Origin of the sequence: Rhizobium giardinii bv. giardinii H152 (assembly GCF_000379605.1) — a bacterium.
Lineage (GTDB): Bacteria > Pseudomonadota > Alphaproteobacteria > Rhizobiales > Rhizobiaceae > Pararhizobium > Pararhizobium giardinii.
On sequence record NZ_KB902578.1, the window covers coordinates 229838 to 247760 of the forward strand.

Here is a 17923-nt window from a genome sequence, read left to right on the forward strand (position 1 = left end):
CCGGTTTCTCTTCTCCCCGGCGGGGAGAAGTGCCGAGTAGAACGAGGCGATGAGGGGGGCTTCGGCGAAGCCGGAGCCAGGCGACAAATCCGCGCGGTGGCCTTCGGCCCCCCTCATCCGGCCTTCGGCCACCTTCTCCCCGCTGGGGAGAAGAGGACCGGATGCCTATCAGCCAGCCGTCTTGGCGAAGCGGGCGAGAAGTTCGTTGCCTTCCTTCTCGATCGTGTCGAAGGCGTCCTTGACGGAGACTTCGCCCGAGAAGATGCGGCCGTATTCGCGTTCCATGATTTCGCGGATTTGCGGGTAGAAGCCGAGACGGTAGCCCTTCGACCATTCGCCGGCGGGCAGCATCAGCTGCTTGATGCCGACTTCGGCGACCGGCTTCTCGTTGTAGTAGCCTTCCGCCTTGGCAAGCTCGTAGGCTGCCTTGGTGATGGCGACGTAACCGGTTGCCTGGTGGTAGAACTTCTGCACTTCCGGCGAGGTCAGGAACTGGAAGAAGTCGGCCACGCACTTGTTTTCCTCGTCCGACTTGCCGGACATGGCAAACAGGGCAGCGCCGCCGATGAAGGACGAGGTGCCGGCACCCTTGATCGAGCCCCAATAGGGCAGGAAGGTTGCCGAGAACGGCATCTGCGCCGTCTTCTGCAGGCCGCCGAACGAGCCCGACGAGCCGATCCAGAGAGCGGCCTTGTTTTCCTCGAACATCTTCTGGTTATCGTTCCAGCCGGCGCCGTAGAAGCCGAAATAGCCCTCGTCCTTCCAGGCCTTTAGCTTGTCGAACATCATGACGAGGTTCGGGTCGGTGACCTTCAGCTGGGTGTCGACGACGCTGTCATAGCCATTGTTGTTGGTGGCGAACTGGATGTTGTTGCGCGAGAAGAAATTCTCGGTGAACTGCCAGGTGAGCTGCGACTGGACGAGCGGGATGAAGCCGGCTTCCTTCAGCTTCGGGGCAATGGCTTCGAATTCTTCCCAGGTCTTCGGCGCCTCGACGCCGGCCTTCTTCAGGGCTTCGTCGTTGATGTACATGATCGGGGCCGAGGAATTGAACGGCATGCCGACGAACTTGCCATCGCTGTCGGCGTAGAAATAGCGGACACCGTCGATGAAGGCGTTGCGGTCGAACGTGTAGCCCGCCTTGGTGATCAGGTCTTCGGCCGGGATGACGGCGCCCTTGGCGTTGATGATCGTCGCCGCACCGGCGTCGAACACCTGCAGGATGTTCGGCTGTTCGCCCGAACGGAAGGCGGCGATGCCGGAAGCGAGCGCTTCCTCGTAGGTGCCCTTGGAAACCGGGGTGAGCGCGCAGGCCGTCTGCGATGCGTTGAACTTCTGGGCGACTTCGTTGATGACTTCGCCGTTGCGGCCGGCCATGCCGTGCCACCAGGTGATGTTCGTTGCGGCGAGCGAGGAGGTGGCGGAGAAGGCCAGCGCGAGGCCGGTCATCGTGAATTTCCTGATCATGGCGGTTCCTTTCACCAGGGTTAAGGTGAGGAACCGGCTATCGGCCTTTCATGACGCGCGGATAACGCTTTCGTGTCGATTCGATTACAACGGCGGCACAGCCGCTCAGAAGGCATCGGGAAGATGGACCGGCCAGCGCCAGGGCATGACGGAAACGATGTCGTAACGGATCGAGAGACGCGCAAAATCCGGCTGTTTTGCCAACCACAGATCGCTGGCTGCGCGGATGCGCTGTTGCGATAAATTGGACACCGCAAAGACGGAATCGTCCAGTGACCGGCGGGCCTTGACTTCGACGCAGGCGATCAGATCGCCCTTGCGTGCAATGATGTCGATCTCGCCCAGCTTGGTGCGGTAGCGGAAGGCGACGATGCGGTAGCCCTTGATGAGCAGCGACAGTGCGGCGCGGTACTCGGCGAGCGAGCCGCGCCGGAGCGCCTTCAGGCGGTTCCTGTCGGGCGGCTCATGGTTCATCCCGGTCTTTCAGCTCCAGCAGGCGGTCGTAGAGACCCTTGCGGTTGAGGCCGGTCTGCCTGGCTGCCTCGGTCGCCGCCTTGCCGGTCGACATGTCCTTGACCAGTTTCAGCAGAATGGCATCGACATCGGCTGCTTCCGGTGCCGCGGGCGCATCCGGCGGGCCGATGACAAGCACGATCTCGCCCTTGACGGTGGCGCCCTCGTCGTAGAACGCCTTGAGCTCGGCCAGCGTGCCGCGGCGGAATTCCTCGAAGGTCTTGGTCAGCTCGCGGCAGACGGATGCACGGCGTTCGCCGCCGAGCACATCATGGGCGGCAACGATCGTGGCGGCGATCCGGTGCGGGGATTCGAAGAAGATCAGCGTGGCGGGAACGGTTGCGAGTTCCGCAAGCCGGTCACGGCGCGCCTTGTCCTTGGAGGGCAGGAAGCCGGCGAAGAGGAAGGCATCGTTGGGAAGTCCGGAGCCGACCAGGGCGGCAAGCGGGGCGGACGCGCCCGGGATCGGAACGACGCGGTGGCCGGCCTCGATGGCGATCTGGCCGAGGCGGTAGCCGGGGTCGGAGACCAGCGGCGTGCCGGCATCGGAGACGAGAGCGACGGATTTGCCCTCGTCAAGCGCAGCGAGCAGTTTCGGCCCGACCTCGTTGGCATTGTGCTCATGATAGGCATAGGGCCGGTTGACGATGCCGTAGCGGTCGAGCAGCACGCGGGTGACGCGGGTGTCCTCGCAGGCAAGCACGTCGGCGCCGGCCAGTGTTTCAAGCGCGCGCAGGGTAATGTCCGAGAGATTGCCGATCGGGGTGGCAACGAGATAAAGCGCCGGTTCCAGCGGGCGGGCGGGCACCAGGACATTATGCAGCCGGTAGCTCGCGTGCTTCTCATTTGCCTGTGTCGCGCCCGATGTCTGCTTTTCCAAAACTGCGTACCCTTTACCATTCTGCACCGTCAAACCGATGCCTCACCTTTATGGGTGAGCGGCCGTGCTTCGGCAAGGGTTGGGGAAAAACGGATCGACCCTCGGGCAATACGGATATTCATGGCCCGTCGATGGCAATAACCCTTGCGCTCCACGGCTTTTTTCTGCCATTTTGCCCGTCCACATCTTTTCCTGCCCGCAAGCGGGTACCTCAAAAATTCAAGCCGGGAGGCGCGGCCCGCCCGGCGATGGTTGAAAGCGGTAGCATCTCATGCGCATTACTCTCGAGCGGTCCAATCTCCTGAAGTCGCTGAACCACGTTCACCGCGTGGTCGAGCGGCGCAATACCATTCCGATCCTCTCGAACGTGCTCTTGCGCTCCGATGGTGCGAGCCTCGAAATGAAGGCGACCGACCTCGACCTCGAAATCACCGAGGCGACGCCGGCGCAGGTCGAGCAGGCGGGGGCAACGACGGTGCCGGCGCATCTGCTCTATGACATCGTGCGCAAGCTGCCGGACGGTTCCGAAGTGCTGCTGGCGACCAACGCCGAAGGCACCGCGATGACGGTCGCCTCGGGCCGCTCGAAATTCTCGCTGCAGTGCCTGCCGCAGTCCGATTTCCCGGACCTCACCGCCGGAACGTTCACGCACAGCTTCCGCATCAAGGCCACCGACCTGAAGATGCTGATCGATCGCACCCAGTTCGCGATCTCGACGGAAGAAACGCGCTATTATCTGAACGGCATCTATATCCACACCATCGAAAGCAAGGGCCAGCTCAAGCTGCGCGCTGTTGCCACCGACGGCCACCGTCTTGCCCGCGCCGATCTGGAAGCGCCAAGCGGTTCGGAAGGCATGCCGGGCATCATCATCCCGCGCAAGACCGTCAGCGAATTGCAGAAGCTGGTCGACAATCCGGATGTGGTGGTCACGGTCGAGGTTTCCGATGCCAAGATCCGGCTCACCATCGGCTCGATCATCATGACCTCGAAACTGATCGACGGTACCTTCCCCGACTACCAGCGCGTCATTCCGGCCAACAACGACAAGGAACTGAAAATCGATTGCCAGTCCTTCGCCCAGGCCGTCGACCGCGTCTCGACGATTTCCTCCGAGCGCGGTCGCGCCGTTAAGCTGGCCCTTTCCGACGGGCAATTGACGCTGACCGTCAACAACCCTGACTCGGGAAGTGCAACCGAAGAGCTGCCGGTCGGTTACGACAGCGATCCGCTGGAGATCGGCTTCAACGCCAAATATCTGCTCGATATCACCGCTCAGCTTTCCGGCACTGACGCCGTCTTCATGCTTGCCGATCCCGGCTCGCCGACGCTGGTGCGCGATCTGGCAGGCGACGACGCGCTCTATGTCCTGATGCCGATGCGCGTCTAAGCAGACTTTCGTTGGCAGGCCAACGTTTCGTCTGCTTAGGTGTTTGTTTTAACGCAGGTTCTGGCCGGAAAACCGTTGGACACTTTTCCGGAACCTGCTTAGGCCAACGAACGAGCCATTTAATGTCTGAAGCGACGGCCGGGCCAGTCTCCGGCCGTTGTCACTTCTGATCGACGGGCACTTGTTGGTAGCAAGACCATCGCAGCTCATTTTCGCGGTGGCGGCAAGTGAGCTGTTGGCAGGGTGATATAATGGCGCGAAAAGACTTGTTTTTGTCGCAGTCAGCGACACATAATCACGTCGCAATTGAAGACGCCGCGCGTAAGAACAGAACATGATGTGCTGTTTGGCGCCGGCGTATGGGTGGAGATGCGCATGAATTTTCGGCTGAAAGAGCGTCTTGGCAAGAAATTCGACGAGGAAATTCGTTTCTTCAAGGGATGGCGCAACAATATGAAGGCAGTCGGCTCGATCGTGCCGACATCCGGAATAACCGCCCGGCGAATGGCAAGCGTCGTCAATCCGCATTCGGGCCTCCCCGTTCTCGAACTTGGTCCTGGCACCGGCGTCATCACCAAGGCGATCTTGCAGAAGGGCGTGCAGCCGCAGAACCTGGTCTCGGTCGAATTCTCCACCGATTTCTTTCAGCATCTCGTCAAGACCTATCCCGGCGTCGATTTCATCAATGGCGATGCCTTCAATCTGGACAAGACCTTGGGCGCGCGCAGTGAGCAGACCTTCGACAGCGTCATTTCCGCCGTGCCGCTTCTGAACTTTCCAATGCATATGAGGGTGTCGTTGATCGAGGATCTGCTGTCGCGCATTCCGGTCGGCCGGCCCGTCGTCCAGATCTCCTACGGTCCGCTGTCTCCGGTTGTCGCCATGCCGGATCGCTATCAGATCTCCCACTATGATTTTGTCGTGCGCAACATTCCGCCCGCACAATTGTGGGTCTATCGCAAGACGCACTGAGATTGCCGGTGCCGGATCCGCACTGGTGATTGTCCGAACCGGCGGCGGCAATTTGCACTTGCGGAGCCGTGCCCCGCATGCGATTGGGAACCGTTTGAGCTCTGGCAAGGATGGCAACAATGACTGTGACCGCGCGTGACCGGCTGATCGTCGGCCTTGATCTTCCCACCATCGGCGAAGCCGAGACAATCGTCAAAGCGCTTGGCGACGACGTGCTGTTTTACAAGATCGGCTATCAACTGGCCTTTGCCGGCGGGCTCGAATTTGCCCGCGATCTTGCCGCTGACGGCAAGAAGGTCTTTCTCGACATGAAGCTGCTCGATATCGACAATACGGTCGCCAAGGGCGTCGAGAACATTGTCAGGATGGGCATGTCGATGCTGACGCTGCACGCCTATCCGAAGGCGATGAGGGCCGCCGTCGAGGCGGCGCGCGGCTCCGACCTCTGCCTGCTCGGCGTCACCGTGCTGACCTCGATGGATGCCCAGGACGTCATCGAGGCCGGCTATCAGCTCGACCCTCAGGCCCTGGTGCTTCGCCGCGCCGAGCAGGCGCGGGCAGCCGGCATGGGCGGCATCGTCTGCTCGGCCGAGGAAGCGTCTGCGGTCCGCAACATCGTCGGGCCGGACATGGCGATCGTCACGCCCGGCATTCGTCCGGCCGGCAGCGACCCGGGCGACCAGAAGCGGGTGATGACCCCGGCCGATGCGCTTGCCGCCGGATCGAGCCACCTCGTCGTCGCCCGCCCCATCGTCAAGGCCGCCGATCCGCGCGCGGCGGCGCGTGCCATTCTCGATGAAATGCGTGGCGCGCTGTAAAAGGCGCGTCGCCATCGCCCGGATTCCACCCTGCGCGACAATCGTTGATCGACGGGGTGGCCCCTCATCCGCCCTGCCGGGCACCTTCTCCCCGCCACAGCGGCGAGAGCGACCTGCCGCACCCGCATTGCCAATCACCAGTCATGAAGCCGGGCACGTCCCCTCTCCCCGCCTGGGGACCGCCTGGGGGGAGAGGGTTAGGGTGAGGGGCAAATGCGCCCTCTTCGCTTGTCGTGCTTCAAGTCTTTGCGTCGTTCGCGCAAAACCGCTGCACACTTTGCGTGACATGCTCCGGTTTATTGGCTGTTGCCGGCAACCACGTTGCTCGGGTCGGAATTGCGAATGAGGGACGCTGCACCATCGACCAGGCGGTTGCCCGTCACCGTGTTGAACTGCGCAAAATCCAGCGAACTGAGGCTGCTGCCAAAGGGATGGGCGGGGTCGTGGAAGCAGTAGCTGCGGCTGCCATTGCGCGAGTTGAGCCAGACGGCCGGCTTGGCCCGGAAAGCCGCCCGATAGGCGAAGGTATTGTCCGAAATCGTGTTGTGCTGCGGCTTCTGGTGTCGGATCGTTCCGCCCTCGCCGCAGTTGCGATAGAGAAAAATGCCGCCGCCAGCCGGATCGTCGAAACGGTTTGCGGTAATCACGTTTTCGGCGGAGCCGTCGATGGCGATCTGCTCACGCTTGCTTGCGACGGCAAACCTGTTGCCGCTGATCGTGTTTCGTGCCGATTCCGCGTCGAGATAGAGAGCCGGTCCGTCGCTCTTGCCGGCCAAGGTGGATTTTTCCAGCCGCACCCCGGTCACCCCGGGGCCGATATAGAGCGGAACCCTGCCATCCGCCACGATCGTCAACCCGGATAACGCGATACGGGATGGCGCCGCTGCCTGGGCGCGGGCCGTATGATCGGCGTTCAGGGACGACAGGCGCATCTCCTTTGCCTGACCGTTGGTGCCCAGTCCCTGGAGGCGCAACGCACCCTTGATAGTGCAGTTGCGCACGGTGACGCCGGAGGGCACGCTCCAGTCGCCCCCCTTGCGATTCGTGGAGCGGATAAGCACCGTCGGCCGGCCGAAGTTGACCGTGCCGCGCGAACCGTCAAGCGTCGCGCCCTGGCAATCGAGTGTCATGCCGGATGCCGACGCACCGGAGATGATGATGCGCTTGGTGACGATGTCGGTGGGCTCGAGCGTCAAGTCGCAATGGATATCGACCTGCGGGTCCTGTTTCGTTGCCGGTGCCGTTGCGGCGGCATAGACGTCTGGTGCGCATTGGCCGGGCTTTGCCAGCGCGGGATGCGCGTTTCCCAGCCAGAGGCACAGGCCGGTCGTGACACCCAGCATGGCCGCGGTTCTACCGAATGAAATCATGTCTGACATCCCGGGGTCCGGCCTTCGAAGGTGCCGTTCCACAAAGCGAGCGGCCCGCCTTGACCGGTCAAGTGAATTGGCGGAAAGAAACGGAAGCAATAGGGACGAGTTGCGGTGAAAATAGGGAGACGGTCATGGCCAAGGGATACTGGATTGCACGCGTCGATGTCCGCGATGCCGAGCGCTACAAGGATTATGTCGCGGCCGCAAAGCCGGCGTTTGAAAAATACGGCGCCACTTTTCTCGCCCGCGGCGGTGCTTTCCAGCGCCTGGAGGGCGATGTCCGGTCGCGCAACGTGGTGATCGAGTTCCCGTCGCTGCAGGCGGCGATCGATTGCTACAATTCGCCCGAATACCAGATCGCGGCAGCAATCCGGCAGGAGGTTGCGAGTGCCGAAATGGTGGTCGTCGAGGGCGTCTGAGCGGCGGCGCGCAGCACGGCGGAAAACGGCAGAAAAGCCTTGGTGATACGCCTTCCCGTCGCCCAATGATTGGGTTATGTAGCACACACAGACCACGCTGAAGATCAGGAGTGCCGCCGTCATGACTTTGTCCAATCTCCCCCCGCTCGTTACCGTTTTCGGCGGGTCCGGATTTGTCGGCCGTCATGTCGTGCGTGCGCTTGCAAAACGCGGTTTCCGCATCCGCGTTGCGGTCCGCCGTCCGGATCTCGCCGGTTTCCTGCAGCCGCTCGGCAATGTCGGCCAGATTTCCCTGGTTCAGGCCAACCTGCGCTACCGCAATTCGGTCGATGCGGCGGTTCACGGCGCCGATCATGTCGTCAATTGCGTTGGCATCCTGTTTGAAAGCGGCCGCAACACCTTCGACGCGGTCCAGGATTTCGGCGCCCGCGCCGTGGCCGAAGCGGCGCGCGGTGTCGGTGCGACCCTGACCCATATTTCCGCCATCGGCGCCGATGCCAATGGCGAATCGCTCTACGCGAAATCCAAGGGCCGGGCCGAAAAGGCGATCCTGGAGACGGTTCCCGAAGCGGTCATTCTGCGCCCGTCTATCATCTTCGGACCCGAGGACGGTTTCTTCAACAAGTTCGCCGAAATGGCGCGCTTCTCGCCGGTGCTGCCGCTGGTCGGCGGCGGCAAGACGGCATTCCAGCCGGTCTACGTCGCGGATGTCGCCGAAGCGGTTGCCAGGGCCGTCGAGGGCAAGGTAGCCAAGGGCAGGATCTATGAACTCGGCGGGCCGGAAGTCTTGACCTTCAAGAACTGTCTCGAGATCATGCTGAAGACCATCGGACGCACGCGCACGCTGCTGCCGCTTCCGTTCGGCCTTGCGTCGCTGATGGGGTCCGTTGCCTCGCTGGTGCCCTTCGTGGCGCCGCCGATCACACCCGATCAGGTCATCCTGCTGAAGCGCGACAACGTCGTTTCCGAGAGTGCGCAGGCCGAAGGCCGCACGCTGCAGACTTTCGGCATCGAGCCGACGTCGGTCGAAGCGATCCTGCCATCCTACATGGTGCGTTACCGTCCGCAGGGGCAGTATACGGGGTCGGGCGGCGCCGCCTGACCACGCCCTGACCTGCCATGAACAGGTTTCAATCGCGCCGCCGGTCCCCTCCGGCGGCTTCTTTTTGACCGCCTCAAAGCAAAGCGTTGCAGTTCTGCCGCACTAGAAAAAGCGATTGGTCTTTACCGTCGATTCAGCATCTATCGATATTGATAAGGGCTGTTCCAGCGCATAGACAACAGCCGCGCCGGGTCCTTCATTTCCGAAGCGACCGGCGCCGACATATCATCTTGAGAGGCACATTTTTCATGGGCAAGTCGATCGCAATTTTCTTTGCGTGCGCGGCACTTATCGTTCTGGCTGGATCCTTCGCGGCGCCGAAGACGGTTGCCAGCAATCACAGCTGTGCGCCGGCCTATGGCGTCGACCCGTGCACCACGGCCTCGATCGGCAAGCTCGCCGAATAAAAATTTCCGCCTCGTTTCGAGGCGGCACAGTTTCATGGCGGGGGCCAGGGGACCGCATGCACTTCCGCAAGGGAGCGCATGCGGTTTTTTATTGCCGTTCAGCCGACCAGCCAGAGGCCGATCAGGCCGGCCGTGCCGATGACGATCCGCCAGATGGCGAATGGTGCGAAGCCGCGGCTGGAGACGAAGTTCAACAGCGAGCGCACGACGACCAGCGCCGCCACGAACGCGGCGATGAAGCCGACGGCGATCAGCGATACGTCGTCGAAGTTCAGCGCGTTGCGATTCTTGTAGAGATCGAGCGTGAAGGCGCCGAGCATGGTGGGCATGGCGAGGAAGAACGAGAACTCGGCGGCGGAGCGCTTGTCGGTTCCCATCAGCAATGCGCCGGCAATGGTCGCGCCCGAGCGGGAGGTGCCGGGAATCATCGCCAGGCATTGGAAAAGCCCGATCTTCAGGGCGAGCGACGGCGGATAGTCCATGACGTCGCGATATTTCGGCTTCAGCGGCAAACGGTCGATCGCATAAAGAACGATGCCGCCGAGGATCAGCACGATGCAGATCAGCATCGGTGTTTCGAAAAGCACGCTCTTGATGAAACCATGCGCCATGGCGCCGATGACAGCCGCGGGCAGGAAGGCGAGGAGGATCGACAGGACGAACCGCCGCGCCTTGAAGCTCGAGGGCAGGGCTGTCGCGATCGACAGCAGCCGCTGGAAATAGACGAGCAGGATTGCGAGGATGGCGCCGAGCTGGATGAGCACGGCAAAGGTGTTTCCGGGCGATTTGAAGCCGAGGAAATGCCCGGCAAGCAGCACGTGGGCCGTCGAAGATACCGGAATGAATTCGGTCAGGCCCTCGATAAAACCGAGGACAAGCGCGCTGATGATCGACTGATCGGCCATGAATTAAGTATCCCTGAAGCATTGGGGGTTAAGGTCTGGGACCATCGAAGGGTACTGGCTGATTCGCTTGTGTTTGCGCCAGCAAGTTCCTATAGCTTTTTAGAATGCGCCGTGGCCAGACCAAACGGCCGCGGCAAACATCCTCCCAATCGAACCGACGAAACCGTATCGAATGCCAACTCTCTATCACCATCCCATGTCGACCGCCTCCCGGTTCGTCCGGCTGATCCTCTCGGAATACGGCTATCAGACGGAACTGGCCGAAGAGCAGCCCTGGGAGAGGCGGCGTGATTTCCTGACGCTCAACCCTGCCGGAACGCTGCCCGTCTATGTCGATGACAGCATGCGGGCGCTCTGTGGCGCGACCGTGATCTCAGAATATCTCGACGAGACCAACGGCGTCCTTAAGCGCGACCGCCGGCTCCTGGCCGAAGACCCATTCCAGCGCGCGGAAATCCGCCGGCTGGCGGAATGGTTCCTGCACAAGATGGAAGCCGATGTGACGCGCCCGCTGGTGCGCGAACGCATCTTCAAACTGCAGATGACGCCGGACCAGGGCGGCGGCGCCCCGGATTCGAAGGTGCTTCGCACCTCGCGCTCGAACATCCGCCAGCATCTGAAATATCTGGGCTGGCTTGCCGGGTCGCGCACCTATCTGGCCGGCGACCGGCTGTCCTATGCCGATCTTGCCGCCGCCGCTGCCATCTCCGTGCTCGATTATCTCGGCGAGATCGACTGGTCGGAAGCGCCGCCCGTGAAGGACTGGTACCAGCGGCTGAAGTCCCGGCCGTCCTTCCGGCCGCTGCTTGCCGAGCGCGTGCGCGGCGTGACCCCGGTATCGCACTACGCCGATCTCGATTTTTAGGGCATGATGCCGGGAGCTTTGAAACGGTTTTCGGTCACATCATGCGCCAGCGACAGGAGAGCCCCGTGCCCGGCGATGCGCTCCCGGCAGAAAAAATCGACAAGCGGCGCGGGACGCTCACCAGCTTCCTCAAGGACGAGGCCCGTGACAAGGGTTTCGACGTTTGCCGCGTAACGCGCCCGGACGCTATTCCGCAGGCGCCGCAACGCCTCGCCGATTTTCTTGACCACGGATATCACGGCACGATGGACTGGATGGCGCAGACGGCGGATCGGCGCGCCGATCCGCGCGTCTTGTGGGGCGAGGTTCGCTCCGTCGTGCTCTTCGGCATGAACTACGGACCGGACGAGGATCCGCGTTCGCTTCTTGAACGGCCCGAATGCGGGGCCATTTCGGTCTATGCGCGCAACCGCGACTATCACGACGTCATCAAGGGCAAGCTCAAGGAAGTGGCGACGCGCTTTGCCGCAAGGGCTGGCGAGGACGTCAAGGTGTTCGTCGATACCGCCCCGGTGATGGAGAAGCCGCTGGCCGAGCAGGCCGGTCTCGGCTGGCAGGGCAAGCACACCAATCTCGTCAGCCGCGAATTCGGCTCCTGGCTGTTCCTCGGCAGCCTTTTCACCACGGCGGACCTCATGATCGACGAACCGGAGCGGGATCATTGCGGCTCCTGCCGCGCCTGCCTCGATGCCTGCCCGACCAACGCCTTTCCTGCTCCCTATAAGATCGACGCGCGCCGCTGCATTTCCTATCTGACGATCGAGCACAAGGGGACGATCGATCCGGCCCTGCGGCCTTTGATCGGCAATCGCATCTATGGCTGCGACGACTGTCTTGCCGCCTGCCCCTGGAACAAGTTCGCCGCCAGTGCTTGCGAAATGAAGCTGAAGGCACGGGAGGATCTGCGGGCGCCGTCCTTGTCCTTCCTGCTGACGCTCGACGATGCTTCCTTCCGCGCATTTTTTTCCGGCTCGCCGGTCAAGCGCATCGGTCGCGACCGCTTCGTGCGCAACTGCCTGATCGCCGCCGGCAATTCCGGCGATGCCGCGCTCATCGATATCTGCACGGCCCTGTCGAAGGATGCGTCGCCACCGGTGCGCGGCATGGCGGTCTGGGCGTTGTCGCGACTGATGAAGGCTGGCGATTTCAGCGATTTTGCGGCAAGACGGCAGAACGAGACCGATGTCGAGGTTCTCGTCGAATGGAAACTGGCAGGAGTTGTCTGATGCATGTTCTGATCCTGGGCGCCGGCTTCTCCGGCTCGGCCATTGCCAAGGCGTTTTTGCCTTTGGCGCAATCGGTTACCGGAACCACGCGATCGCAGGACAAGCTCGAGGGCCTTCGTGCGCTTGGCGTCGATGCGCTGGTTTATGACGGTGCAACGATCTCGCCGGAACTCGCCGCCGCGATGAAGCGGACGACACATCTGATCCAGTCCATTGCGCCGGGCCGTGAGGGTGATCCGATGATGCGCCCTGAGACCCCTTCGCTTGCCGGACTGATGCCAAGCCTGCAATGGGCGGCCTATCTCTCGACGGTTGGCGTCTATGGCGATCACGGCGGCGCCTGGGTAACGGAGGAGACGTCGCTGGAGCCGGTGTCTGCCCGATCGGTGGAGCGTGTCGCGGCGGAAAAAGCGTGGCTTGCCTTCGGCCAGGACAGCAATATCCCGGTCGCGGTGCTGCGTTTGTCGGGCATCTATGGCCCGGGCCGCAATGCGTTCTGCAATCTCGAGGCCGGAACGGCCCGCCGCCTCATCAAGCCCAACCAGGTTTTCAATCGCATCCGGGTCGAGGATATCGCGGGCGCGGCCCTTTTCCTGGCTGAGAAATCGATCGGCGGCATCTTCAATGTCACCGACGACGAGCCCGCCCCGCCGCAGGATGTCGTGGCCGAGGCCGCGCGGCTGATGGGCGTCAGCCCGCCGCCCGAAATCCCCTTCGAGACGGCCGAATTGTCTCCCATGGCGCGGTCGTTCTATGGCGAGAACAAGCGGGTTTCGAATGCACGCCTGCGCGATCTCGGCTTCGTCTTTCGCTTCCCCGACTATCGGATTTCGCTAGCCGAATTATGGGCCGGCGGACAATGGCGCGGATGATCTTCCAAGTATAAATGATTTCGAAAGACTACGATTTTTCTTCGATAGTCCAAGAATAGAATGCTGAAAATATTCCTGTTTTTTTGCCGGTTTAATCTGTCGCAACGGCAAGAAAGCCGGCATTTGCTCTTCATTCGATATGCAACCTAAGAGGGATATTGCGGTTTTCTAGCTTCCGGATTGGCCGAATAAGGCGCTTTTCAAAAAATTGAATCATTTTTTATATGCGGCCGGGTGCTGGGAGGCCGCCGCAACGGCATCTTCAGATTAACGCCTGATTCCAAAGCATTTCCGGGGCGATGTGACAGAATTCAAAATTTTGTAATTTTAATTTTTCGTAGATTGTCAATATTTCCTAATGCAACGTTAAAGGTTGAAGCACTTTTTCGCCATTTTTTCCCCCGACAAGCGGATCTTTCGTGAGACTTAACTAAATTTCAAACGAAGGGGTCGTCTGTTTGATGAAGACGAAATGCGCGTCTGCTTTACTGGCAGCTACTTTTGCCTTGGGGGCAACTCTCACATCGGTAACACCAAGCCACGCTGCAGGAACTGGCTGCGGCGGTGCATCCTGGTACGCGCTCTCCTCGCGCACCGCGTCCGGCGAACGGATGAACGCCAAATATCTGACGGCCGCTCATCGAAACCTCAAGTTCGGTACCAAGGTCGCCGTCACCAACAAGCGCAACGGCAAGACAGTTGTCGTCCGCATCAACGATCGCGGTCCCTTTATTCGCGGCCGCGTGCTCGACCTTTCCAAGGCCGCTGCCTCCCATATCGGCATGATCCGCTCGGGAACCGCCAGCATCTGTTACCGCGTCGTCAGCTGACGGCGAAAACGTGCCTGTCCGGGTCTTGTTCCGGTCGGGTTTGATCCGGCATGATCGGCGAAGGCGCTTCTGCCTGCCGCATCGGCCACCGACCTCGCATCTGGTCAGCAATCGTCGCCTGCCGCCGCATCCCGGCTTGCTCTTGACGGCCATCACCGCTACCACGGCGGAAAATGGAGTGTGAAAGATGCGACTGGGTGGCAGGCTCGCCGGAGCCATAGAGGTTCTCGCCGATATTGAGGCGCGCAAGCGCCCTGTAGCCGATGCCCTCAAGGACTGGGGGCTGGCGCATCGTTTTGCCGGGTCGGGCGACCGCGCCGCGATCGGCAACATCGTCTACGACGCTTTGCGCATGAAACTGTCGCACGCCTGGCTGATGGATAGCGACAGCGCCACGGCGCTCGGTCACGCGGTCATGTTTCGCCAGTGGGGCGTGTCGCCGGAGCATCTGGCCTCGGAACTGGAGGGCGACAAGTTTGCCCCCGAACCACTCACGCAAGAGATGAAGACGGCTTTCGCCAGCCGCAAGCTGGAAGACGCGCCGCTCCATGTGCAGGGTGATATTCCGGAATGGGTGCAGCCGTCCTTCGAGGAGAATTTTTCCGAAGACTGGCTTGCCGAGGCGAAGGCGCTGGCCGGGCGTCCGGCTCTGGATCTGCGCGCCAACACCCTGAAGGCCTCGCGCGAAAAAGTCTTGAAGGCGCTGGAGCGCTGTGGCGTCGAGCCGACGGGGATCGCCCGCAACGGCATCCGCGTGCAAGCCGGCGAGGGGCCGTCGCGCCTGCCCAACGTCACGGCAGAGCTGTCCTTCCAGAAGGGCTGGTTCGAGGTGCAGGACGAGGGGTCGCAGATCGTCGCCGATCTCGTGATGCCGCAGGAAGGCGATCAGATCCTCGACTATTGCGCCGGTGGCGGCGGCAAGACGCTGGCCATGGCAGCGGCCATGAACAACAAGGGCCAGGTGCACGCCTATGATACCGACCGCAAGCGCCTGGCGCCGATCATCGAGCGCCTGAAACGGGCCGGCACGCGCAACGTCCAGGTTCACGACCGATTAGAGGGCCTTGCGCCGCTTGTCGGCAGGTTCGACCGGGTGCTCGTCGATGCGCCCTGCACCGGCACGGGCACATGGCGCCGCCGCCCGGATACGAAATGGCGGCTGACGCAGAAGAACCTCGAAGAGCGCCTGTCGCAGCAGCAGGAGGCGCTTGCCGGTGCCGCACGCTTCGTGCGCCCGGGCGGCCATCTCGTCTATGTCACCTGCTCGGTCCTGCCGGAGGAAAACGAGGCCCAGGTCTACAATTTCTGCGAGGATAATCCGGAGTTCGAGATCCTCTCCGGGGCCGATGCCTGGGCCGGTCTCTTCGGCGCCGACAAGCCGCAACCCTGGTCTGCCGACATGAAGACGGTCACGCTGACGCCGGCCTCCACCGATACCGACGGTTTCTTCTTCTGCCTGATGGGCCGGAAGGTCTAAGCAGGTTCCGGAAAAGTGTCCAACGGTTTTCCGGCCAGAATCTGCTGTAAAACAAACACCTAAGCAGACGAAACGTTGGCCTGCCAACGAAAGTCTGCTTAGCGCGCTACCAAGGCTCGGTCTGGCGGCGACTAGTCCACCCGCAACGGATATTGCTGGCGCGGCGGGATCAGGTGATGCAGCACGGCGATGGTGACGAGCAGCACGCTTCCCAGCGAAACTACTTCGAAGAGCACCGGCGGGTCGAAATGCGAGGCGATCGCGACAATCGGCACGGCGCCGGCCGGCGGGTGCGTGACGCGCAGCACCAGCATCAGGCCGATCGTGACGCCGACGGCAATCGCGCCCGCAAGCCAGAGGCCCGGAAAGAAAAAGCTCGCAACGCTGCCGGTCGCCGCGGCCAGCAGATAGCCGCCGATGACGTTTGCCGGCTGGGACAGCGGGCTCTTCGGCTGGCCGAACAGAAGCACGGCGCTGGCCCCGAAGGGGGCAATCAGCAGCGGCAATCCGGTATAGACGGACAGAAGGCCGACCGCGACCATGGCGGTAATGGCACCGGCCGCGGATTTGGCGTGGTGATGGGCGTGGCCGCGAGGCTCGTGCCGGCGGACGAAGTGCTTGATGTGATGGCGCATGCAGGGGGACCGAATGATGACGGCGCGACCATACAGATGAAAAATTCATCAGTAAATGCCTAAATATTGCGCTCTTCGGCAGCGCAATGCAGCCAGATTTGCGGCGGCGGCGGATTGAAACCATTATAAACTATACGCTTTGACACAAGTTTACTTTTGGTCCATGAAATCCGGGTTGAACAGCCACGTCCTTATCTCGCTTGCGCGCCGATTGCGCGACCCGAGGCAGCGGGCGGCGGGGAACACCGAATTCATTCGGAAAAATGCCAGGAGAGATCATGACCACATCATTCCTTCGCGGCGCCGCGCTGGCGCTCGCAACTGCAACGTCGATGCTTGCACTGCAGCCGGCGCTGGCTGCGACCGACGCCGCCGCCGTCGTCAAGCACTATGCCGAGGTGGCGCACGCCAAATATTCCGATGCGCTCTCGACCGCCGAGGCGCTCGACAAGGCGGTCGACGCGCTGATCGCGACGCCGAGCGAGGCGACGCTGAAGGCGGCCCGCGAGGCCTGGCTTGCTGCCCGCAATCCCTATCAGGAAACCGAAGTCTATCGTTTCGGCAACCCGATCGTCGATGAGTGGGAAGGCAAGGTCAACGCCTGGCCGCTCGACGAAGGCCTGATCGACTATGTCGATCCGAGCTATGGCACGGAAAGCGACGAGAACGCGCTGTTCACCGCCAACGTCATTGCCAACAAGACGATCAAGATCGACGGCAAGGACGTGGATGCGACCAACATCACGCCGGAATTGCTCTCCGGCACCTTGCAGGAGGCAGGCGGCATCGAGGCGAACGTCGCGACCGGCTATCATGCGATCGAATTCCTGCTCTGGGGCCAGGACCTGAACGGCACCGGCAAAGGCGCGGGCAACCGGGCCTACACCGACTATGACACGAAGGCCTGCACCAACGGCAATTGCGACCGCCGCGCCGCCTATCTGAAGGCTGCGAGCGACCTGCTCGTGTCCGACCTCAAGGAGATGGTCGCCAACTGGGCGCCGGATGGCGCTGCCACCAAGAATGTCGAAGGTGACGCCAAGGCCGGCGTTGCCACGATCCTCACCGGCATGGGCTCGCTCTCCTACGGCGAACTGGCTGGCGAGCGGATGAAGCTCGGCCTTTTGCTGCACGATCCGGAAGAGGAACACGACTGCTTCTCCGACAACACCTACAACTCGCATCTGCACGACGCGATCGGCATTCAGTCCGCCTATACCGGCGAATACACCAGGGCCGACGGCACGAAGCTGACCGGTCCGTCGCTTTCCGAACTCGTCGCTGCCAAGGATCCGGCGCTCGACAAGGAAATGAAGGAGAAGCTGGCAGCGACCGTCACGGCGATGGAAGCCATGGCCAAGCGCGGCCAGACGGTCGAAGCCTATGACCAGATGATCGCCGAAGGCAACGCCGAGGGCAACGCCGTCGTCCAGGCGGCCATCGATGGTCTGGTTGCCCAGGCAAAGACGGTCGAGCGCGTCATTGCGTCGCTGGATCTCGGCACGATCGAGCTTGAAGGTTCCGACAGCCTGGATAATCCTAACGCTGTCTTCCAATAAGCAAAGGCGGGCCGCCGCTTGTGTCGCGCGGCCCGGTTTTTTTGAATGCCTGTTTGGCTCGTCCGACGTGTGATTTTGCCGTCTGCCGCTGCGCTTCTGCTGGCGGCGGGCGGCTTTTCCGTTTTTGGCGAGAGTGCGGCGTTTGAGGTGGGGTACCCCCCTCTGTCACTGCGTGACATCTCCCCCTCAAGGGGGGAGATTGGCTCTGCGCCA

18 protein-coding genes are annotated in these 17923 nt (G+C 61.9%); 12 read left to right on the plus strand and 6 right to left on the minus strand.

The annotated features are described in order from the left end of the window. Nucleotides 1–168: 168 nt before the first annotated feature. The 3 genes from A3AY_RS0101160 to rsmI all read right to left on the minus strand — a co-directional run bounded on the left by A3AY_RS0101160 (nt 169) and on the right by rsmI (nt 2860). Entirely contained in the window at nt 169–1467 is a 1299-nt protein-coding gene (locus A3AY_RS0101160) for an extracellular solute-binding protein (protein WP_018323834.1), read from the minus strand. 105 nt (nt 1468–1572) lie between these two features. Beyond that, the gene (locus A3AY_RS0101165; protein WP_018323835.1) at nt 1573–1941 is read right to left on the minus strand and encodes a YraN family protein; all 369 of its coding nucleotides are present in this window, start codon (nt 1939–1941) and stop codon (nt 1573–1575) included. Then, nucleotides 1931–2860 carry a 16S rRNA (cytidine(1402)-2'-O)-methyltransferase gene (rsmI, locus tag A3AY_RS0101170; protein WP_018323836.1) on the minus strand — a complete coding sequence of 310 codons (930 nt, stop codon included), beginning with the start codon at nt 2858–2860 and terminating at the stop codon, nt 1931–1933. Before rsmI ends, A3AY_RS0101165 begins: the two co-directional genes overlap by 11 nt. Nucleotides 2861–3131: 271 nt before the next feature. On the opposite strand from rsmI, the gene dnaN reads away from it, so the two are divergent. From dnaN to pyrF, 3 genes are all read left to right on the plus strand, one after another. Continuing rightward, the gene (dnaN, locus tag A3AY_RS0101175; RefSeq protein ID WP_018323837.1) at nt 3132–4250 is read left to right on the plus strand and encodes a DNA polymerase III subunit beta; all 1119 of its coding nucleotides are present in this window, start codon (nt 3132–3134) and stop codon (nt 4248–4250) included. A 375-nt stretch (nt 4251–4625) separates the two neighbouring features. After that, complete coding sequence (gene pmtA, locus A3AY_RS0101180; protein ID WP_018323838.1) at nt 4626–5222, plus strand: phospholipid N-methyltransferase PmtA; 597 nt, start codon at nt 4626–4628, stop codon at nt 5220–5222. A gap of 125 nt (nt 5223–5347) precedes the next feature. Beyond that, the gene (gene pyrF / locus A3AY_RS0101185) at nt 5348–6040 is read left to right on the plus strand and encodes an orotidine-5'-phosphate decarboxylase (protein WP_162709229.1); all 693 of its coding nucleotides are present in this window, start codon (nt 5348–5350) and stop codon (nt 6038–6040) included. 296 nt (nt 6041–6336) lie between these two features. On the opposite strand, the gene A3AY_RS34330 is transcribed toward pyrF, so the two are convergent. Beyond that, nucleotides 6337–7410 (minus strand): NosD domain-containing protein, encoded by a 1074-nt coding sequence (locus tag A3AY_RS34330; RefSeq protein WP_018323840.1) that lies wholly within the window; start codon nt 7408–7410, stop codon nt 6337–6339. 134 nt (nt 7411–7544) lie between these two features. On the opposite strand from A3AY_RS34330, the gene A3AY_RS0101195 reads away from it, so the two are divergent. From A3AY_RS0101195 to A3AY_RS38540, 3 genes are all read left to right on the plus strand, one after another. Then, nucleotides 7545–7832 carry a DUF1330 domain-containing protein gene (locus A3AY_RS0101195; protein WP_018323841.1) on the plus strand — a complete coding sequence of 96 codons (288 nt, stop codon included), beginning with the start codon at nt 7545–7547 and terminating at the stop codon, nt 7830–7832. A gap of 121 nt (nt 7833–7953) precedes the next feature. After that, on the plus strand, nt 7954–8934 hold the full coding sequence (locus A3AY_RS0101200; RefSeq protein WP_018323842.1) for a complex I NDUFA9 subunit family protein: 981 nt from the start codon (nt 7954–7956) through the stop codon (nt 8932–8934). 248 nt (nt 8935–9182) lie between these two features. Beyond that, entirely contained in the window at nt 9183–9341 is a 159-nt protein-coding gene (locus A3AY_RS38540) for a hypothetical protein (RefSeq protein ID WP_018323843.1), read from the plus strand. A gap of 98 nt (nt 9342–9439) precedes the next feature. Here A3AY_RS38540 and A3AY_RS0101210 read toward each other — a convergent pair whose 3' ends face one another. Continuing rightward, complete coding sequence (locus tag A3AY_RS0101210; RefSeq protein ID WP_018323844.1) at nt 9440–10246, minus strand: undecaprenyl-diphosphate phosphatase; 807 nt, start codon at nt 10244–10246, stop codon at nt 9440–9442. Between the two features lie 172 nt (nt 10247–10418). On the opposite strand from A3AY_RS0101210, the gene A3AY_RS0101215 reads away from it, so the two are divergent. The 5 genes from A3AY_RS0101215 (at nt 10419) to A3AY_RS0101235 (ending at nt 15516) form a co-directional block, all read left to right on the plus strand. Further along, nucleotides 10419–11111: a glutathione S-transferase family protein gene (locus tag A3AY_RS0101215; RefSeq protein WP_026202994.1), complete on the plus strand. Its 693-nt coding sequence runs from the start codon at nt 10419–10421 to the stop codon at nt 11109–11111. Between the two features lie 65 nt (nt 11112–11176). Next, nucleotides 11177–12337, plus strand: a complete 1161-nt coding sequence (gene queG, locus A3AY_RS0101220; RefSeq protein ID WP_018323846.1) for a tRNA epoxyqueuosine(34) reductase QueG — start codon at nt 11177–11179, stop codon at nt 12335–12337. Further along, nucleotides 12337–13209 (plus strand): SDR family oxidoreductase, encoded by an 873-nt coding sequence (locus A3AY_RS0101225; protein ID WP_018323847.1) that lies wholly within the window; start codon nt 12337–12339, stop codon nt 13207–13209. Before queG ends, A3AY_RS0101225 begins: the two co-directional genes overlap by 1 nt. 461 nt (nt 13210–13670) lie before the next feature. Then, nucleotides 13671–14039 carry a septal ring lytic transglycosylase RlpA family protein gene (locus A3AY_RS0101230; RefSeq protein ID WP_026202995.1) on the plus strand — a complete coding sequence of 123 codons (369 nt, stop codon included), beginning with the start codon at nt 13671–13673 and terminating at the stop codon, nt 14037–14039. Between the two features lie 187 nt (nt 14040–14226). Further along, a complete protein-coding gene (locus A3AY_RS0101235) occupies nt 14227–15516 on the plus strand; it encodes an RsmB/NOP family class I SAM-dependent RNA methyltransferase (RefSeq protein WP_018323849.1) in 1290 nt (429 codons plus the stop codon). Between the two features lie 131 nt (nt 15517–15647). Here A3AY_RS0101235 and A3AY_RS0101240 read toward each other — a convergent pair whose 3' ends face one another. Then, a complete protein-coding gene (locus tag A3AY_RS0101240) occupies nt 15648–16151 on the minus strand; it encodes an HPP family protein (protein WP_018323850.1) in 504 nt (167 codons plus the stop codon). Nucleotides 16152–16429: 278 nt separating this feature from the next. Here A3AY_RS0101240 and A3AY_RS0101245 point away from each other — a divergent pair, with 278 nt between their 5' ends. Then, a complete protein-coding gene (locus A3AY_RS0101245) occupies nt 16430–17710 on the plus strand; it encodes an imelysin family protein (RefSeq protein WP_018323851.1) in 1281 nt (426 codons plus the stop codon). The last annotated feature ends 213 nt before the right edge of the window (nt 17711–17923 follow it).